Origin of the sequence: Stappia sp., assembly GCF_965276915.1 — a bacterium.
GTDB lineage: Bacteria > Pseudomonadota > Alphaproteobacteria > Rhizobiales > Stappiaceae > Stappia.
This window is the reverse complement of record NZ_OZ255709.1, coordinates 4,428,453-4,446,667: the sequence shown is the minus strand read 5'-3', so window position 1 is coordinate 4,446,667 and position 18,215 is coordinate 4,428,453. Positions and strand designations below refer to the sequence as shown.

Sequence of the window (18,215 nt, the reverse complement as noted above, 5' to 3'; positions counted from 1 at the left end):
CCATCGACTAAGAAGCGGCCAGTTCCCCCTCATTTCAAGCATGGAGCGGCAGGCACCTATGGCGCGCCAGTTTATCTATCACATGCACGGTCTGTCGAAGGCCTATAACGGCAAGAAGGTCCTCGACGACATCCATCTGTCCTTCTATCCGGACGCCAAGATCGGTATTCTCGGTCCCAACGGCGCCGGCAAGTCGACCCTGTTGAAGATCATGGCAGGCCTCGACAAGGAGTATTCCGGCGAGGCATGGGCCGCAGAGGGCGCCAAGGTCGGCTATCTGCCGCAGGAGCCGCATCTCGACCCGACCAAGACCGTCCTGGAAAACGTCACCATCGGCGTTGCTCACAAGCAGGCGATCCTCGATCGCTACAACGAGCTGATGATGAACTATTCCGACGAGACGGCGGACGAGGGCGCCAAGCTCCAGGACATCATCGACGCCGAGGACCTGTGGAACCTCGAGAGCAAGGTCGAGATGGCGATGGAAGCGCTGCGCTGCCCGCCGTCGGACAGCCCTGTCGACAACCTGTCGGGCGGCGAGCGCCGCCGCGTGGCGCTGTGCCAGCTGCTGCTGTCGGAGCCGGACCTCTTGCTCCTCGACGAGCCGACCAACCATCTCGACGCCGAGACCGTGCACTGGCTTGAGCGCCACCTGCGCGAGTTCAAGGGCTCTGTCCTGATCATCACCCACGATCGCTACTTCCTCGACAATGTCACGGGCTGGATTCTCGAGCTCGACCGCGGTCGCGGCATTCCCTACGAGGGCAACTACTCCGCCTATCTGGAGAAGAAGACCAAGCGCATGGAGCAGGAGGGCCGCGAGGACATGGCCCGCTCGCGCGCCATCTCCCGCGAGCGCGAGTGGATGGGCATGTCGCCGAAGGGACGCCAGACCAAGTCCAAGGCGCGTATCCGGGCCTATGACGACCTGCTTGCCAAGCAGGAAGAGCGCATGCCCTCGATCGAGCAGATCCTCATTCCGGTGGGCGAGCGTCTGGGCAACAACGTCATCGACCTGCAGGGCGTGTCGAAGGGCTTCGGCGACCGGCTGCTCATCGACGACCTGACGTTCAAGCTGCCGCGCGGCGGCATTGTCGGCGTCATCGGCCCCAACGGCGCCGGCAAGACGACCCTGTTCAAGCTCCTGACGGGGCAGGAAACACCGGATTCGGGCGAGGTCGTCGTCGGCGACAGCGTGCATATGGGCTATGTCGACCAGTCGCGCGACGCGCTCGATCCGAAGAAGACCGTGTGGGAGGAGATTTCCGACGGCCACGAGATCATCTATCTCGACGGCAAGGAGATCAACAGCCGCGCCTATTGCTCGTCCTTCAACTTCAAGGGCCCGGCCCAGCAGGCCAAGGTCGGCGATCTCTCCGGCGGCCAGCGCAACCGGGTGCATCTGGCCAAGGTCCTGAAGCAGGGCGCCAATGTGCTGCTGCTTGACGAGCCGACCAACGATCTCGACACGGAGACGCTGGCGGCCCTCGAGGACGCGCTGGAAAACTATGCCGGCTGCGCCGTCGTGATCAGCCACGATCGCATGTTCCTCGACCGGCTCGCCACGCACATGCTCGCCTTCGAGGGCGACAGCCATGTCGAGTGGTTCGAGGGCAACTTCGAGGACTACGAGAAGGACAAGGTGCGTCGCCTCGGCGCCCATGCGGCCGATCCGCGCCGCATCAAGTACAAGCCGCTGACGCGCTGATATCGTCCGGTTCTTTTGAGACGAGCGGCGGTGCCTTCGGGCGCCGCCGTTTTTGTTTGCCGGTTGCGGATGCGCCGAAGGGTACAGACCCGGGGGCGCTTGCCCTTTCCAGGCAAGCGGACTCGTTGTAAGCCTCGGTTGCATGGCCGGCCGGGCCGCAAGCCGGCTGCCAAAGAAACGGGAAGACCAGGCGATGGCGACGGATCTGTTCGGACGCGAGCACATGGACGAACTTCAGATCGTGCCGGCGCGCAAGATCGCGGCAACCGCGGTCAAGGTGTTTGCCACCAAAGATCCGGAAGATTTCCGTACCACGTGGACGGCGGCCCTGAAGCTCGGCTTCGAAGGCGTACCGGGCGGCCGTCATGCCGGCTACACCCGTCGGTCGGGCTCGCGCGAGCCGTGGTATCCGCGCGGCACCGAGATGTGCAACGAGCGCCAGGTGTCGATCCTCTCCGTCGAGGAACTCGCTGCGGTCGCCGCCGACATGGACCTGCCGCGTATCGAGGCGGAGTGGATCGGCGGCAATGTCCTGACCGAAGGCCTGCCGCGCCTGTCGCTGGTGCCGCCGCGCACGCGGCTGGTCTTTGCCGGTGGCGCGGTGCTCCGGGTTGACGGCGACAACGTGCCCTGCCGCATCGCCGGTGCCTCCATCGGCGAGCATTTTCCCGACCGCGAGGGCATCGACCTTTTGTTCCCCAAGACGGCGCGCCGCCGCCGGGGCCTTGTCGCCTATGTCGAGCGCCCCGGCGTCATTCGCCCGGGCGAGGCGGTCACCGCCCATATTCCCGAGCACTGGCTCTACCGCTGAGGGCTGGTGGCCAGCGACGTAGCCCGATCCGCTGACCGCCGTTTTGCGTTATTCCCGTCCGGACAGAAGGTTGTTGGCCGCCGACCAGACATTCGGCGAGATGTCGCAGCCGAGCCCGGGGAATTGCGAGAGGTTCTGGCCGACCTGATAGGGCCCTTCCGCGATCGGGCACTTGCAGGTGGTCAGTCCTTCCTCATTGGTGGTGCAGGGCGCGGTCATGCAGCCGGCATAGCGGCCGGTTGACTGCGGGCAGTCGGTGGAGGCGAACGGGTGATTGAAGGAATAGACGAAGCTGAAGGTCGAGATCAGCTTCGTCTCCGGCTGGTCCGGATAGAGCGTCTGGGTCGTACCCTTCTCGATATTGCCCAGGTAGTCGCAGACCGGAGCGGGCTTGCACGAGGGATCGTTGCCCAGAACCGCGCATTTTTGCTGGTTGACCATGTTCAGGCAGTTGCGCCCGAGTTCGCCGCATTGCGCGACCGTTTCCCGCCGGACCTGCGGGTTTAGGATGGAGTGGATCAGCACGTAGTTGTATTCGGCCGGGCCGATCGCTTTTTCGGTGATCGCGTAGCAGGCGCAATCGGCGCCCTTCGCATCGCTGTCCGAGACGGAGCAGGGCAGGGCGGGCGAGGCGACGTTGCCGTAGCGCGGGGTCGGCTGGTCGGGGCCTGAATAGTAGCACAGCGCGTAAGGGTTGCCCTTGCAGGCGAGGAAGGCGGTCGGACTGGCGAAGTCATCGGCCCATGGCGGGGGCAGGTCCTGGGCTGCGGCCCCCGGCGCGGCAAGCGCAAGAACGAGCAGCGCCGGCAGGATGGCCGGCATTCGGGCAAGGTATCGCAGCAGCATGAAAGGCACCCCCGATTTTCGACGCGGCCGGAGTGGCCGAAAGTCAATTTCAGGGTACATGTTTTCAAACGCAAATTTAACAAGATACTCGCACTGGTTGTTTTCGCGAGGCTCCTTGCCCGCGCCTCTCAGTCCTCGCTGATCTCCTCTTCGTCCGCGCTCACCTGCCTGGTGGCGCCCCAGGCAAGCAGGGTCTCGTTGATCGCATCGAGCGCGAAGAAGCGCGCGGCGTCGTGCTCATAGCCTTCGTCCAGCAGCGCGTCATAGTCGCTATGCGCGTGGCGGACATGGGCGACGAGCGCCAGCCACAGGGCGATGGAGGGCGGCATGTGCCGCAAATGCGGGGCCTGCGCATCGGCGAGGACCGGCTCGGCATCGGCATAGGGAATGCGTGGCGCGAAGAGCCTAAGTGCCTTGCGGATCTCCTTCTGGCGCCGCGTGCCGCTCACGGCAGGCGGCCGGCAAGGGTGGCGAGCCCGGCGCGGCTTGTGATGCCGAGCTTGGCATAGACGACCTTGCGATGGGTGCGCAGGGTGTTGGCGCTGATGCCAAGGCGCGCGGCGACGTCCTCCTCCGCGCGCGCCGGCATGGCAAGTTCGGCGGCGACGGAGGCCTCGCGGGCTGTCAGCCGGAAGGCGAGCCTCAGCTTTTCGCGAAGCTCCGCGATCCGGGCATCCGGCAGCGCGGGGTCGAGCAGGGTCAGCACCAGAAGCAGGGACTGTCGAGCCTCCCGTTCCCCATCGCTGCCGCCTTCCGGGACGCGTTGCAGTTCCGCATAGACCGGATGGGAGGGGCCGCACCCTGCCGAGATGACAAAGGCAACCGGTTCGGCCGTGCCGCTGTGCAGCTGGCGCCAGGCGGAGGCGAAGGCCTGCTGGGCCTGCGGATGGGCGAATTCCAGCCTTCGGCCGGCCGGCTCGTCGGTGACGGGGAACCCGGCCGAAGCACGCGTCATTTTCGTGGCGGTTGCGTTGGCGGCAAGGATCTGCGCTTGCGGTCCGATGACGAAGGCCGCGCGGCCCTGTCGCTCGAGCAGGCCGAGGGCGAGTGCCAGACCCGCGTCGGCGACATCTTCGGGAAACGCGGGATCAGGCATCGAGAGGGATCGCGACATTGTCGTCGGCTCGCGGGCCGGTGCCGGCTGCCGGGGCGATGGCCGGCGCTTCCGTTGCCGCGGTGATGCAGGCGCCGAGTGCCGCAAAGTCGTGTCCGCGCGGCGACGACTTGCGCCAGGCCAGGCCCACCGTGCGCTGCGGCTGGGGATCGGCGAAACGCAGCAGCGAGACGCGGTCGTCGCGCACCTCGACGGAGGCACAGAGTTCCGGCAGCAGCGTCACGCCATAACCGGCGGCGACCATCTGCATCACCGTCGACAGGCTGGTCGCGCCGAAACCCGCCCGGCCCGACGGGCGCAGGCCCTCGCAATAGTTGAGCGCCTGGTCGCGCAGGCAGTGACCTTCCTCGAGCAGCAGCAGGGAGGTTCCGTCGACCGCGGCGGCGTCCACCCGGCGGCGCTCGTCCAGATCGGGGGTCGACTGAACGGCGAGCAGGAAACGGTCCTGGAACAGCGGCAGCGTTTCCAGGTCCGCGCCGTCGATCGGCAGGGCGGCGAGGATCACGTCGAGATCGCCTTGCATCAGTTCCTGCACCAGCGCCTGGGTCAGCGTCTCGCGCACCTGCAACTCGACGCGCGGGTGGGCCCGGTTCAGCGTCGGCAGGATCCGGGGCAGCAGATAGGGGGCGATGGAGGGGATGATGCCGAGGTTGAGGGGGCCGCTCAAGACCTCGCCGGTGCTGCGGCCGTAGTCGACAAGGTCCCGCGTCTCCGACAGGATATTGCGCGCCCGGCGCGCGATTTCCCGACCCTCGGCGGTCAATCGCAACGCGTTCGGGCGCCTTTCGAACAGGGCGACGCCGAGCGTCGCCTCGAGTTCTCGGATCTGCATGGACAGCGCGGGCTGCGACACGGCGACGGCATTCGCGGCACGGCCGAAATGCAGGTGACGGGACAGGGCCTCGAAATAGCGCAGCTGGCGAAGGGTGATCATACTCATTAGATAAACTTATCGGGAACAACTTTCAATGCGATTGGCCCTGATCGTCATCCTTGTGGCATGGTTCGCGCGTTGATTCCAACTGACCGTCGGCGAGATCGGCGCCGGGCGGGATATAGAGGGAGACTGATCATGAGTGGCAAGAAGCCCGTTTTGACGACGACGGCCGGCGCGCCGATTACGGACAACCAGAATTCGCTGTCCGCAGGCCCGCGCGGCCCGCTGCTGCTGGAAGACTACCAGCTGCTGGAAAAGCTGGCCCACCAGAACCGCGAGCGCATTCCCGAGCGCGTGGTGCATGCCAAGGGTTGGGGCGCTTTCGGCACGCTGACGATCACCAACGACATCAGCAAGTATTCCCGGGCCAAGATCTTCTCGGAAGTCGGCAAGAAGACCGAGATGATCGCGCGCTTCTCCACGGTGGCCGGCGAGCAGGGTGCCGCCGATGCCGAGCGTGACGTGCGCGGCTTCGCGTTGAAATTCTACACCGAGGAAGGCAACTGGGACCTCGTTGGCAACAACACCCCGGTGTTCTTCGTCCGTGATCCCTACAAGTTCCCGGATTTCATCCACACGCAGAAGCGTCATCCGAAGTCGAACCTGCGCTCGCCGACCGCGATGTGGGATTTCTGGTCGCTGTCGCCGGAGAGCCTGCACCAGGTCACCATCCTGATGTCGGATCGCGGCCTGCCGCCGAGCCCGCGCTTCATGAACGGCTACGGCTCGCACACATACAGCTTCATCAATGCCGACAACGAGCGGTTCTGGGTGAAGTTCCACTTCAAGACCATGCAGGGCCACAAGTTCCTTACCAACGAGGAAGCTTCCCAGGTGGTCGGCGAGACCCGCGAGAGCTACCAGGAAGACCTGTTCGGCTCGATCGAGAAGGGCGACTATCCGAAGTGGCGCATGTGCGTGCAGATCATGCCGGAGGCCGATGCCGACAAGCATGACTACAACCCGTTCGACCTGACCAAGGTGTGGCCGCATGGCGACTACCCGCTGATCGAGGTCGGCGTCATGGAGCTGAACCGCAACCCGGAGAACTATTTCGCCGAGATCGAACAGGCGGCCTTCTCGCCCTCGAACAAGGTTCCGGGCATCGGCTTCTCGCCCGACAAGATGCTGCAGGCGCGCGTGTTCTCCTATGCGGACGCGCATCGCTACCGCCTTGGCACCCATTATGAGGCGCTGCCGGTCAACCAGCCGCGTTGCCCCGTCCATCACTACCACAAGGACGGCAACATGAATTTCATGGGGCAGCAGACCGGCAATGTGGACGCCTATTACGAGCCGAACACGATGAACGGCGCGGCCGAGGCACCGGAATACCGCGAGCCGCCGCTCACGATTTCCGGAGATGCCGACCGCTTCAACCATCGCGAGGGCAATGACGACTACGTCCAGGTCCGGGCGCTGTTCAACCTGTTCGACGACGGGCAGAAGGCGCGCCTGTTCTCCAACATCGCGGCTGCGATGGGCGGCGTGCCGCAGGCGATCGTCGACCGTCAGCTCGCCCATTTCGACAAGGTCCATCAGGACTATGGCGACGGGGTGCGCGCCGCGCTGGTGGCCGCTTCCGGTGCCCGCGACGCGGCCGAGTAAGCCGCGCATCGCCATCCTGGCGGCATGAGAAGACGACAGGGCGCAGCGGTTCCGGCCGCTGCGCCCTTTTTCATGACAGGTGAGCGGGAAGGGGCTGGACCGCCGACCGCCCGAACCTCGCCCGACCCTCGGCGGTACGGGTGCCGTACGGCGTTTCAACTCCCCTTAACCGCAGGACGCCATACTTGCTTTCGCGCCGGGGACGGGACAGGGAGGGTGAAACGCATGAGCGATGCTGCACGCAGGCCGGGGCTCGACCTGTTACGGGTGCTGGCCGTTGTCGCTGTCGCCTGGTTCCATTTCGGCTTCCGCATGCAGGCAACCGGAGAGGCGGGGCCGCTGGTCGCGGGCGATCCCGGCATTTTCGCCCGCTACGGCTATCTCGGCGTCTCGGTCTTCTTCGCCATTTCCGGCTATGTGATCTCGATCTCGACCGAAGGGCGCGACCCTTTCGGCTTCGCCGTTGCCCGTGTTGCCCGCCTGTGGCCGACCTTCGTCCTTTGCATGAGCCTGACGGCGCTGGTCACGCTCGCGGTCCCGGGTTTCGCCTTTTCGGTCACCCTGCCGCAGTATCTCGCCAATCTGACGATGCTTTCGCCCTTTCTCGGCCAGCCCTTCATGGATGGCGCCTATTGGTCGATCGTCGCCGAGATCGTGTTCTATGCCTGGGTTGGCCTGTTGATGACGGCGCGGCTGTGGGCCCGCTTCCAGGTTCCGATAGCTCTTGTCTGGCTGGCGATCGCGGCACTCGACCAGGCGTTGATCGGCAGCGATACGCTGCGCCGCCTGTTCCTGACGGATTTCGCCGGGTTCTTCGCCTTCGGCATGATGCTGCGCGCCCGCGAGCGTGGTGCGGCCGGTGCCACTGCGGTGCTTGCCGCGGCCTATGTGCAGGCGATTGCCGGTGCGGCGGTCTTTGCCGGAGGCCTGGTGCGCCTCTATGGCGGGGAGCCGTTCTCGCAGCCATTGATCGCGGCTGTCGTTGCGGTAGCCCTGGTGGTGCTGGCGCTGGCGACACGGCCGGTGCGGACCGGCCTGCCTGAGGGGCTCGTCGCGATTGCCGGCCGGGCCACCTATCCCTTCTATCTGTTGCACCAGCATATCGGCTACGCGGCGTTCCTTCTCCTGCTGCCGCTTCTGGGCTTCGCGGGCACCACACTGGCCCTGCTTGCGGGCGTTGTTTTCGTGTCGCTGGCGATCACTCTTTGTGTGGAAATCCCGGCGGCACGCATCGTGCGTCGGCTTGGCGAGGCGGTGCGGGCACGCGCGCTTGCGCTGGTGCGCCGTCCGGCCTGACGTTTCCGGCCTGACGTTTCCCGGTTCTGAACGAAAAAGGGCGCATCCGGAGATGCGCCCTTTCCTGTGCCGTGTGGACAGTGCGGCCTATTCGGCCGCTTCCATCTGGTGCGGGTCGTAGTTGAGGATCGGCGCGAGCCAGCGTTCGGCCTTTGCCAGATCCCAGCCCTTGCGCCGCGCGTAGTCCTCGACCTGGTCGCGCTCGATCCGGCCGACCCCGAAATAATGGCTGTCTGGGTGGGCGAAGTAGAGCCCGGAGACCGAGGAGCCCGGCCACATGGCATAACTTTCCGTCAGTTCGATCCCGGCGGTGGCGGTTGCGTCGAGCAGCTCGAACAGCGTGCCCTTTTCCGTATGGTCGGGCTGTGCGGGATAGCCGGGCGCCGGGCGAATGCCCTGATATTTCTCGCCGATCAGGTCCGCAACCGAGAGTGCCTCGCCGGGCGCGTAGCCCCAGAACGTCGTGCGCACCATCTGGTGCAGCTTCTCGGCGAAGGCTTCCGCCAGACGATCGGAGAGCGCCTGCGCCAGGATCTTGTTGTAGTCGTCGCCGGCCGCGACATAGCGGGCGATGATGTTGTCCTCGCCATGGCCGGAGGTGACGGCAAAGCCGCCGACATAGTCGGCGATGCCGCTGTCCTCGGGTGCGACGAAGTCGGCCATGGCCACATTGGCGCGGGCACCCTCGGCACGGGCCATCTGCTGGCGCAACGTGTGCAGAAGGGCGCGCTCGTCGGACCGGGTCTCGTCGCCGAACAGCACGATGTCGTCGCCACGGCTCGCGGCCGGCCAGAAGCCGATCACGCCTTTCGGTTGCAGCAACTTGTCGCGCACGATCTCGTCCAGCATCTCGCGGGCATCGTCGAACAGCGCCTTGGCGGCCGGGCCGTAGCGATTGTCGGTCAGAACGGCCGGGTAGCTGCCCTTGATCTCCCAGGTCGAGAAGAAGGGCGTCCAGTCGATGACCTCGGCAAGGTCCTCCAGCGCGATGTTGTCGATCACCTTCGTTCCAAGGAACGAGGGCGCCTTCGGCCGGTAGGTCTCGAAGGAGGGCCGGAAGCGGTTCTTGCGAGCCTCGGTGATGCTGGTGCGGCGCGCATTGCCGCGCGAGCGGGCATGTCCTTCGGCGGCACGGGCGTAGTCGGCCCGGATCTCGCCGATATAGGTATCGCGCTGGCTCTCGCCGAGCAGCTTGGAGACCACGCCGACCGCGCGGCTCGCATCGGTGACATAGACCGCCTGCGAGCGCTTGTAGTTCGGGTGGATCTTCACCGCCGTGTGGATCAGGCTCGTCGTCGCGCCGCCGATCAGCAGCGGCAGGTCGAAGCCTTCGCGTTCCATCTCGGCCGCCACATGGCACATTTCGTCGAGCGAGGGCGTGATCAGGCCGGACAGGCCGATGATGTCGACCTTTTCCTTTTTCGCGGTCTCGAGGATCTTCGCCGCAGGCACCATGACGCCCAGGTCGATGACGTCGAAATTGTTGCACTGGAGCACGACGCCGACGATGTTCTTGCCGATGTCGTGGACGTCGCCCTTGACGGTGGCGAGCAGGATCTTGCCGGCGCTGGGCATGTCCTCGATGCCCTGCTCGCGCTTCTCCGCTTCCATGTAGGGCATCAGGTAGGCGACGGCCTGCTTCATGACGCGGGCGGATTTCACCACTTGCGGCAGGAACATCTTGCCGGCGCCGAACAGGTCGCCGACGATGTTCATGCCGGCCATCAGCGGCCCCTCGATGACATGCAGCGGGCGTTCGGCCTTGGCGCGCGCCTCTTCGACATCCGTCTCGATGTAATCCGTGATGCCGCTGACCAGCGCGTGGCTGAGACGCTCCTCGACGGGAAGGTCGCGCCAGGCCAGATCCTTGACGGTCTGCTTGCCGCCCTGGCCCTTGTAGCGTTCGGCCGCATCCAGCAGCCGGTCGGTCGCATCCGACCGGCGATTGAGGACGATGTCCTCCGAAAGATCGCGCAGCTCCGCGTCGAGGTCGTCATAGACGGCAAGCTGGCCGGCATTGACGATACCCATGTCCATGCCCGCCTGGATGGCGTGGTAGAGGAACACGGAATGCATTGCCTCGCGCACGGATTCGTTGCCGCGGAACGAGAAGGAAAGGTTCGACACGCCGCCCGAGACATGCGCATGCGGCAGGTTCTGGCGGATCCAGCGGGTCGCCTCGATGAAATCGACGCCGTAATTGTCGTGCTCGGAAATGCCGGTCGCGACCGCGAAGATGTTCGGGTCGAAGATGATGTCTTCCGGCGGGAAGCCGACCTGGTTGACGAGGATGTCGTAGGAGCGCTGGCAGATCTCGGTCTTGCGCGCCTGGGTGTCGGCCTGGCCCTTTTCGTCGAAGGCCATGACGACGACGGCGGCGCCGTAGCGGCGCACCAGCTTCGCCTGTGCGATAAAGGCGTCGACACCTTCCTTCATCGAGATCGAGTTGACCACGGGCTTGCCCTGGACGCATTTCAGCCCGGCCTCGATCACCTCCCACTTGGAACTGTCGATCATCACCGGAACGCGGGCGATGTCCGGCTCGGCGGCGATCAGGTTGAGGAAGGTGACCATCGCCTCCTTGGAGTCGAGCAGGCCCTCGTCCATGTTGACGTCGATGATCTGGGCGCCGCTCTCCACCTGCTGGCGGGCGACATCAAGGGCGGTCGGGTAGTCGTCGTTCTTGATCAGCTTGCGGAAGCGGGCCGAGCCGGTGACGTTGGTGCGCTCGCCGACATTGACGAAATTGATCTCCGGCGTCAGCACGAAGGGTTCCAGGCCGGAAAGCCGCATGTGGCGCGGCGGAGCGGCGATCGAGCGCGGTGCGTGCGGCGCGACGGCCTCGGCGATGGCGCGGATATGGTCGGGGGTCGTTCCGCAGCAGCCACCGACGATATTGACGAGCCCGCTCTGGGCGAACTCGCCGACCAGCGCGGACATTGCCTCCGGGCTTTCGTCATACTCGCCGAACTCGTTCGGCAGGCCGGCGTTGGGATAGGCGCAGACCAGCGTGTCGGCGACGCGGGCGAGCTCCGCCACGTGGGCGCGCATCTCCTTGGCGCCGAGCGCGCAGTTGAGACCGATGGAGAACGGTGTCGCGTGCCGCAGGGAGTACCAGAACGCCTCGGGCGTCTGGCCCGACAGGGTACGTCCGGAGAGGTCGGTGATCGTGCCGGAGATCATCACCGGCAGCTTGACGCCCTTTTCCTCCAGCACTTCGTCGATGGCGAAGAGGGCGGCCTTGGCATTGAGCGTATCGAAGATGGTCTCGACGAGCAGCAGGTCGGAGCCGCCGTCGATCAGGCCGCGCACGGCCTCCGCGTAGGCCGTCTTCAACTCGTCGAAGCTGACCGCCCGGAAGCCCGGATTGTTGACATCAGGGGAGATCGACAGGGTCCGGTTGGTGGGGCCGAGCGCGCCGGCGACGAAGCGCGGGCGGTCCGGTTCGCGGGCCGTGACGATGTCGCAGGCGGCGCGCGCCAGCCGCGCGCCTTCCAGGTTGAGCTCGTAGGCGATCTCCTCCATCGCGTAGTCGGCCTGGGCGATGGTGGTGGAGGAGAACGTGTTGGTCTCGACGATGTCGGCGCCGGCCTCCAGATAGGCGACGTGGATGTCGCGGATCGCGGGGCCCTGCGTCAGGTTGAGAAGGTCGTTGTTGCCCTTCACGTCCTGGTGCCAGTCCTTGAAGCGGTCGCCGCGATAGCCGGCCTCGTCCAGCCGCAGGTCCTGGATCATCGTGCCCATGGCCCCGTCGAGGACGAGAATGCGCTTTGCTGCCGCGGCCTTGAGTGTCGCCGCGGCGTCGGTCTTGCTGGTCATGATGTCTCTCAGGCCGCCTGCTGTTCCAGGGGAGCCGGGCGCAGGCCCAGCATGTGGCAAATCGCGAAAGTGAGGTCGGCGCGATTCATCGTGTAGAAATGGAAGTCGGTGATGCCGCGATCGACCAGGTCGAGCACCTGCTCGCAGGCCACCGCCGAGGCGACCAGCTTGCGGGTCTCCGCGTCCTGGTCGAGGCCGGCGAAACGCCTGGCCAGCCAGTGCGGGATCGAGGTGCCGCACTTGGCGGAGAACACCATGGTCGTCTCGAAATTCACGATCGGCAGGATGCCGGGAACGACCGGAATGGTGATACCGGCCGCGCGCACTTTTTCCAGAAAGGTCTCGAACAGGTTGTTGTCGAAGAAATACTGGGTGATCGCCCGGGTCGCGCCGGCATCGACCTTGCGCTTCAGGTTGTCGATCTCCGAGCCCCAGTCCGGGCTTTCCGGGTGGCGCTCGGGATAGGCGGAGACGGAGACCTCGAAATCCTCGGAGACGCGGCGGATGCCGGCAACAAGGTCCGAACCGTAGGCATAGCCCTGCGGATGCGGGTTGTAGATGGCGCCGAGGCCCTCCAGCGGGTCGCCGCGCAGCGCCACGATGTGCCGCACGCCAAGCTCGTGATAGTCGCGCACGACGGCGTCGACCTCCTCGCGCGAGGCGCCGACGCAGGTCAGATGGGCGGCCGGGGCAAGGCCGGTCTCCTTGATCATCCGCTCGACGGTGCGATGGGTGCGTTCGCGGGTGGAACCGCCGGCACCGTAGGTGACGGACACGAAGGACGGCGACAGCGGCTCAAGCCGCTGGACGGCTGCCCACAGCGAGGCTTCCATCTTTTCGCTCTTCGGCGGGAAAAACTCGAAGGAGACGGAAACCCCCGCACCTTCGTCCAGCTCGAAGCGGCGGAATTTGTCGATGGAAGACATGTCAGGCGACCTCCTGGGTCAGGTTCAATTCGGGTAGATCGGAAACGATGCGCGGATCGCGGGCGAGCCAGATCGTCACGGTGAGCCGGTCGGCCTCGCCGGCATCGGCGTTCAGATCGCGGACCTCGACCACTTCGAGCCCGGCCTCGTGCAGCCAGCGGTCCATCTGCTCGTGCGAGAAGCCGAGACGGCGATGGGCATGGGCGTCACGCAGGAACTCCAGCTCGTGCGGGGCGAAGTCGACGATCAGCAGGCGTCCGCCGGGACGCAGCACGCGGGCTGCCTCCTCGATGGCACGACCGGGGTCGTCAAGAAAATGCAGCACCTGGTGCAAGGTGATGAGGTCGTGGCTTTCGGCCGGCACGTTGAGCGCGTAGATGTCGCCCTGGCGGACCTGCACGTTCCTCAGCCCCTGGCGGGCGAGGTTGGCGCGCGCCACCGTCAGCATGTCGTGGCTGGCGTCGAGGCCGACCGCCTGCTGGTACTGACCGGCAAACAGGGAGATCAGGCTGCCGGTGCCGGTGCCCAGATCGAGAAGCGAACGGAAAGGCTTGCCGCCGACAAGCTCGCGAATGGTCGCCTCGACGGCAGCCTCGGGAACGTGCAGCGAGCGCTCCTGGTCCCAGGTCTGGGCTCGGGAGGCGAAGAAGGCGGCCGCGGCTTCCGCCTTGGCCCGGCGGGTGGCGGCGAGGCGCACCCGGTCTCCGGCCAGCACCGCGTCCTGCGGGTCGAGGCGCGACAGGAGCAGGCGGGCGAGATCGCCCATGGCGCCGTCGCCGAGCCGATAGAAAACCCAGGCGCCTTCGGGAAAACGCTGGACGAGGCCGGCTTCGGTCAGAAGCTTCAGGTGGCGGGAAATGCGCGGCTGGCTCTGGCCAAGAATGACAGTCGCGTCCTTGACCGTCAGCTCGCCGTCGGCCAGCAAAGCCAGCAGGCGCAGGCGTGTGTCCTCGCCGACCGTGCGCAGGCCTGCAAGAAGCTGTTCGGCGCTCAGGAGCGGCTCCCTGGTCATTGGTGTCCTCGCTGCCCGGGTTTCGGGGTCGATCTCCTAGGAAGATATAAAGATATCTTTATACCTGTATTCCGCAAAAATCAAGGGTCGATCCGGTTGCGGATGGGGACAGCGAGGAGGGGTGCGTCCGGACGGCCGACGGCCGCGGCACACCGCCGGGAGGGAGGCTGCGTTCGCGGAGACGGACCTGATGAGTACTCCGCCGCAGCGAAGGCGAGCGCCCGGGTGGCCCCTGCGCGGATGTCCCGTCAGGCGAGGCGGACCGGGTGCCGCCATGGGCGGGCACTTGCAGGAATGCGCCTTGAGGGAGAGGGGACCGGAATCCCAGACCCGGCCGTTTACCGTCCGTCGGCTGTCCCCGCCCCGGCGGAAGCCTGTCCCTGCTGCGGGTCCAGAGCCGGTAGCACGGCCCCGGCGATCGCCTTTTTCTCCGCTTCGGAGAACTGGCGCGTGTCGCCGGGTTCCTGGGCGACGCGCACCGTGACCTCGCGGTGGGCGAAGTGGATGCCGGCGGCCTCGCACAGATCGCGGATGCCGGAATAGACGACCTTGCGAAGTTCGAACTGGTCGCCCGGCCGGGTCATGAACTTGACCCGGACGATCATGGCGGAGTCCTCAAGCGCGGTGACGCCCTGCGATTTCACCGGCTGAAGGAACTTCGGCCCGTAGTCGGGATGCTCAAGCAGCTCCTGGCCGAACTTCTTGATCAGCTTGCGCATCTTCTCCACGTCCGTGTCATAGGTGACACGGAAGGCGAGCTTCATGACAGCCCAGTCGCGGGAGAAGTTCTTGACGAACTTGATCTCGCCGAAGGGCACGGTGTTGAGCGGGCCGTTGTGGTGGCGCAACTGCATCGAGCGGATGGAGATCTTCTCGACCGTGCCCTTCACGTCGCCGATGTCGATGTACTCTCCCTTGCGGAAGGCATCGTCGATCAGGAAGAAGGCGCCGGAGAAGATGTCGCGTATCAGCGTTTGCGCGCCGAATCCGACGGCGAGGCCAACGACGCCGGCGCCGGCGAAGATCGGCGCGATGTTCACGCCCAGTTGCGACAGCGCCACCATGCCGGCGATGACGACGATCGAGATCAGCAGGAAGTTGCGGAAGATCGGCAGCAGGGTGGCGAGCCTGCTTTCGCCGGCGCCGCCCACTTCCGCATCCTCGCCGGGAGCCGCGTTTCCGCCCTCAAGCAGGATCTGGTGGTCGATGGCGATCTCGACCGCCCGGTAGGCCATGTAGCCGAGGAAAACGATAACGCCGATCTCGAACAGGTTGGCGACGATCGAACTGTCGTCGGAGATGCGAATGCCCCAGCGCAGGATCAGGTAGCCGAGCGCGATCACCAGCGACAGGATCATCGCGCCGTGGTCGAGCAGGTCGCGATAGGGCGAGCGCCGGTCTTCCGCCTCGATCGCTTCGGCCGCGGCCTGGGCGCGGTTGGCGTCATGGTCGGGCATTTCGCCGGCGGTTTCATCGGCCCGGGCGATATCGTCCAGGAGCTTTTGCCGGCCTGTGTCGCTGTCGAGGCGGGGCAGGAGCATCCGGTCGATCAGCAGGAGAAGCACGCCGTAGATGGCGGCCCAGATCAGCGCGGAGATCACCGGCGCCCCGACCAGTCCCAGCGCGGCCGGCTTGTCGAGGAGGACGCGGCCGCCGGAGACGAGGAAGGCCGCGAGGAAATAGACCAGGAGTGCCGGCAGCCAGACAAGCGAAACGATACGCCGGGCAACACCGGGGCCGTCGCGTTGCCCGGCATCGCCGTGAATCAGCCGGTTGAAGGCGGCCCGGTAGGCGACGATCACCCCCGACAGGGTCAGGCAGGTGAGGCCGACCGTGGCAAGAACCACCAGTCTGTGGGCGTTCTCGTCGAGGCCCATGGCGTCCATCCACTCGCACAGGGCGACCATGGCGGCCGTCAGTGCACCGACCCCGAGGATCGAACGGTAGAGGCCCATGGCGTCCCGGTTCGTGAGATCGAACATCCTGAATGCCGCGCTGCGCGGCGCCAGAACGGCGTGGAGAACGAGCCGCAGGCCAAGAACCAGCACCGCGAATTCCAGCGCGATGAAGACCGAGACGCGGGCGGCCGGATGCCCGGAAACGAAGGCGAGCGTGACCATCGTGGCGGTCGCCGCGAAGGCCAGCACGGCGAAAGCCATCAGCACGGCCGTGGCAAGAAGGCAGGCGATCCTTGCAGCCCGGTCCCGGGGAACCGTGTCGTAGACGGTGCGGAACCTCTGCCGGCCCCAGCGCTCGGTCAGCCGCAGCGCGCCGAAGCCGGCAATGATCGCCAGGGCAAGCACGATGGCAACGGTCCAGAGCCAGTCGGTCGTTCCGTCGGGGGAACGAGCGGCCAGCATCTCGCGGGTAAGTGCGGGAAAGTCGGAGAGGGAGGCGATCGCACGGCCCAGTGCGTCGCGCACCTGCAGGGCCAGGCGGACATGTTCGCGGTCGCCGGCCATTTCCGCCATGGCAACGGCATTGTCCCGGGCAGCGACCGGTGTCGCCAGGACGCAGAGGAGCGACGCCAAGGCAGCGCGCGCATGGCGGGAAAGGGCAAGGAAGCGTTCCCGGAGGCGCAAACCCTGCGCCACGCCTGCGGCGCGCAAGGCCGGTGCCGATGTGCCGCGATGTTCCTGCATGTGCCATTCCCCCGAACCGCCCGCGCCGGTCCGAGCCGGACGGCGAGGCGAATTCGATCCCAGACGCGCTGCGAAGGCAAGCGGCAAGTCCGGGCGGGACGATTCAATTTGCCGGGTGGGTGCCTTAGCAGGCGACCCGGCTGTGCCACTGGTTCACCAGCATCCGTGCCGACTGCGGATTGATGCCCTTGAAGCGGGCAACGATCCGCGCACGGTCCGGCTCGCGCAGGCGGTAGCGCCAGGGGCCGACCTTAAGCAGTTTTTCTACTGTCGATACATCCAGGTTTGCCGCCTTGGCGACGATCAGGAACGGATCGGTGTCGGATCGCACCATCCAGTGCTTGGCTTCCTCGATGCCGATGTCGCCGATCATCGCGAACGTCGCGACGGCCTCCGCGAAGCGGTCTTCCTCCGCGAAATGGATCAGCGTGTCCTCATCGATGCCCGGCCCCCGGGCGAGCGTCATCACGCGCCCCATTGCCGTTTCGAAGTCGTAGCGCCCCAACCAGAAGTCGTTGGAGAGTTTCTGGGCCGCCACGCGCGCTGCCTGGGGCACGTCGCCATCCGTGCCCGTGTTCGCCTCGAGGAGGCGCATGCGGACCCGCTCGCTGGCAAGGGACGCGAGCGTCGAGACAGCCTGCTCGTCGAGATCGGAGCGGTTTGCAAGGGCCATCTGCAGGTCCTCGTCCAGGCCCGATGCCTGGATAAGGCCAAGCACGCCCTTGCTCGACAGGCTGGCGCCGCCGTTGCGCGCCACCGTCTGGTGCACGGCGGAGCCGCCGGTTTCGACCAGGACGTCGGTGACCATGTCGGAGAGGATTTCGCGCGCGGCGATTGCCACGCGGTGGTCCTCGCTTCGCTTCATCGAGATTTCGACAAGGTCGGTATCGCGCAAGATGGTCGAGCTTTCCAGAACCGGCTTGGCAACCTCGATCTCGTCATTGGCGAGGCGGCGGATCGTTGCCTCGGGAGCGCGGCGCAGGGACGCCAGGCGGCCTGCGATGAACGCACGGGCTTGCATCTCGACCATGTCGGACAGGCGCACGAGGACGGAATCGTAAACCTCGATCTGTTCTTCGGAACATTTCTCGGAAGTCAGCGAGAACAGGGTCGCCACGTTGCGCGCCAGCTCGTTGCGGCGCGACATGTCGTTCTCGTTGGCCAGTGCCTCGAAGTTCACGAGCTCCGTAGTAGACATGTTTGACATTGCTATTTCCCTGCGAGATTGGCTTCGTCGGTCTGAGGTAGCATGAGTCGAATAAACAAAAATTCAGGGCGACATCTAATTAATTATCTTTATTTTCAAAGACTTGAGATAAATTTTGAGACGATTTTGATTAAAATGCCGAGGACTGCGAAATTGCCCGGATCGCACTTGTCGTTGTCCCCCCGCCAGTCGTTGCGACAGGGCGTTCGAGCCCTGTCCGGGACACGGGAACTACGTGCTGCAACGGACCCTGAAAAAATGCGAGCGAACCGTGCGACATTGCCGGCCG

At 65.7% G+C, this 18,215-nt stretch carries 13 protein-coding genes; 4 read left to right on the top strand and 9 right to left on the bottom strand.

Translation table 11 applies throughout. The features are described 5' to 3' along the window. The first annotated feature begins 58 nt into the window (after nucleotides 1-58). Together ettA and ACQY46_RS20745 are read left to right on the top strand one after the other, a co-directional pair. The gene (gene ettA / locus ACQY46_RS20750; protein WP_428697870.1) at nucleotides 59-1,708 is read left to right on the top strand and encodes an energy-dependent translational throttle protein EttA; all 1,650 of its coding nucleotides are present in this window, start codon (nucleotides 59-61) and stop codon (nucleotides 1,706-1,708) included. Nucleotides 1,709-1,901: 193 nt separating this feature from the next. After that, the gene (locus ACQY46_RS20745) at nucleotides 1,902-2,519 is read left to right on the top strand and encodes an MOSC domain-containing protein (protein WP_428697869.1); all 618 of its coding nucleotides are present in this window, start codon (nucleotides 1,902-1,904) and stop codon (nucleotides 2,517-2,519) included. A gap of 48 nt (nucleotides 2,520-2,567) precedes the next feature. On the opposite strand, the gene ACQY46_RS20740 is transcribed toward ACQY46_RS20745, so the two are convergent. The 4 genes from ACQY46_RS20740 to ACQY46_RS20725 form a co-directional block, all read right to left on the bottom strand. Next, complete coding sequence (locus ACQY46_RS20740; protein ID WP_428697868.1) at nucleotides 2,568-3,365, bottom strand: hypothetical protein; 798 nt, start codon at nucleotides 3,363-3,365, stop codon at nucleotides 2,568-2,570. A 128-nt stretch (nucleotides 3,366-3,493) separates the two neighbouring features. Beyond that, nucleotides 3,494-3,814 carry a DUF2293 domain-containing protein gene (locus ACQY46_RS20735; protein ID WP_428697867.1) on the bottom strand — a complete coding sequence of 107 codons (321 nt, stop codon included), beginning with the start codon at nucleotides 3,812-3,814 and terminating at the stop codon, nucleotides 3,494-3,496. Continuing rightward, nucleotides 3,811-4,461 carry a LuxR C-terminal-related transcriptional regulator gene (locus ACQY46_RS20730; RefSeq protein ID WP_428697866.1) on the bottom strand — a complete coding sequence of 217 codons (651 nt, stop codon included), beginning with the start codon at nucleotides 4,459-4,461 and terminating at the stop codon, nucleotides 3,811-3,813. Before ACQY46_RS20730 ends, ACQY46_RS20735 begins: the two co-directional genes overlap by 4 nt. Beyond that, entirely contained in the window at nucleotides 4,454-5,419 is a 966-nt protein-coding gene (locus tag ACQY46_RS20725) for a LysR substrate-binding domain-containing protein (RefSeq protein ID WP_428697865.1), read from the bottom strand. The genes ACQY46_RS20730 and ACQY46_RS20725 overlap by 8 nt, the downstream gene beginning before the upstream one ends. A gap of 132 nt (nucleotides 5,420-5,551) precedes the next feature. Here ACQY46_RS20725 and ACQY46_RS20720 point away from each other — a divergent pair, with 132 nt between their 5' ends. Together ACQY46_RS20720 and ACQY46_RS20715 are read left to right on the top strand one after the other, a co-directional pair. Further along, nucleotides 5,552-7,024, top strand: coding sequence for a catalase (locus ACQY46_RS20720; RefSeq protein WP_428697864.1), 1,473 nt, complete (start codon nucleotides 5,552-5,554; stop codon nucleotides 7,022-7,024). Between the two features lie 225 nt (nucleotides 7,025-7,249). Continuing rightward, entirely contained in the window at nucleotides 7,250-8,320 is a 1,071-nt protein-coding gene (locus ACQY46_RS20715) for an acyltransferase family protein (protein WP_428697863.1), read from the top strand. A gap of 87 nt (nucleotides 8,321-8,407) precedes the next feature. On the opposite strand, the gene metH is transcribed toward ACQY46_RS20715, so the two are convergent. The 5 genes from metH to ACQY46_RS20690 form a co-directional block, all read right to left on the bottom strand. Beyond that, on the bottom strand, nucleotides 8,408-12,139 hold the full coding sequence (metH, locus tag ACQY46_RS20710) for a methionine synthase (protein WP_428697862.1): 3,732 nt from the start codon (nucleotides 12,137-12,139) through the stop codon (nucleotides 8,408-8,410). A gap of 8 nt (nucleotides 12,140-12,147) precedes the next feature. Continuing rightward, nucleotides 12,148-13,065, bottom strand: coding sequence for a methylenetetrahydrofolate reductase [NAD(P)H] (metF, locus tag ACQY46_RS20705; RefSeq protein WP_428697861.1), 918 nt, complete (start codon nucleotides 13,063-13,065; stop codon nucleotides 12,148-12,150). A 1-nt stretch (nucleotide 13,066) separates the two neighbouring features. Next, nucleotides 13,067-14,077: an ArsR/SmtB family transcription factor gene (locus ACQY46_RS20700; protein WP_428697860.1), complete on the bottom strand. Its 1,011-nt coding sequence runs from the start codon at nucleotides 14,075-14,077 to the stop codon at nucleotides 13,067-13,069. A gap of 338 nt (nucleotides 14,078-14,415) precedes the next feature. Beyond that, nucleotides 14,416-16,719 (bottom strand): mechanosensitive ion channel domain-containing protein, encoded by a 2,304-nt coding sequence (locus ACQY46_RS20695; RefSeq protein WP_428697859.1) that lies wholly within the window; start codon nucleotides 16,717-16,719, stop codon nucleotides 14,416-14,418. 124 nt (nucleotides 16,720-16,843) lie between these two features. Further along, entirely contained in the window at nucleotides 16,844-17,926 is a 1,083-nt protein-coding gene (locus ACQY46_RS20690; protein WP_428697858.1) for a DUF2336 domain-containing protein, read from the bottom strand. Nucleotides 17,927-18,215: the final 289 nt, after the last annotated feature.

Bases quoted from the DNA above. Each gene is read 5' to 3' on its own strand.
- ettA (WP_428697870.1), top strand. From the start codon at position 59: ATGGCGCGCCAGTTTATCTATCACATGCACGGTCTGTCGAAGGCCTAT.
- ACQY46_RS20745 (WP_428697869.1), top strand. From the start codon at position 1,902: ATGGCGACGGATCTGTTCGGACGCGAGCACATGGACGAACTTCAGATC.
- ACQY46_RS20740 (WP_428697868.1), bottom strand. From the start codon at position 3,365: ATGCTGCTGCGATACCTTGCCCGAATGCCGGCCATCCTGCCGGCGCTG.
- ACQY46_RS20730 (WP_428697866.1), bottom strand. From the start codon at position 4,461: ATGCCTGATCCCGCGTTTCCCGAAGATGTCGCCGACGCGGGTCTGGCA.
- ACQY46_RS20725 (WP_428697865.1), bottom strand. From the start codon at position 5,419: ATGAGTATGATCACCCTTCGCCAGCTGCGCTATTTCGAGGCCCTGTCC.
- ACQY46_RS20720 (WP_428697864.1), top strand. From the start codon at position 5,552: ATGAGTGGCAAGAAGCCCGTTTTGACGACGACGGCCGGCGCGCCGATT.
- ACQY46_RS20715 (WP_428697863.1), top strand. From the start codon at position 7,250: ATGAGCGATGCTGCACGCAGGCCGGGGCTCGACCTGTTACGGGTGCTG.
- metH (WP_428697862.1), bottom strand. From the start codon at position 12,139: ATGACCAGCAAGACCGACGCCGCGGCGACACTCAAGGCCGCGGCAGCA.
- metF (WP_428697861.1), bottom strand. From the start codon at position 13,065: ATGTCTTCCATCGACAAATTCCGCCGCTTCGAGCTGGACGAAGGTGCG.
- ACQY46_RS20700 (WP_428697860.1), bottom strand. From the start codon at position 14,077: ATGACCAGGGAGCCGCTCCTGAGCGCCGAACAGCTTCTTGCAGGCCTG.
- ACQY46_RS20695 (WP_428697859.1), bottom strand. From the start codon at position 16,719: ATGCAGGAACATCGCGGCACATCGGCACCGGCCTTGCGCGCCGCAGGC.
- ACQY46_RS20690 (WP_428697858.1), bottom strand. From the start codon at position 17,926: ATGTCAAACATGTCTACTACGGAGCTCGTGAACTTCGAGGCACTGGCC.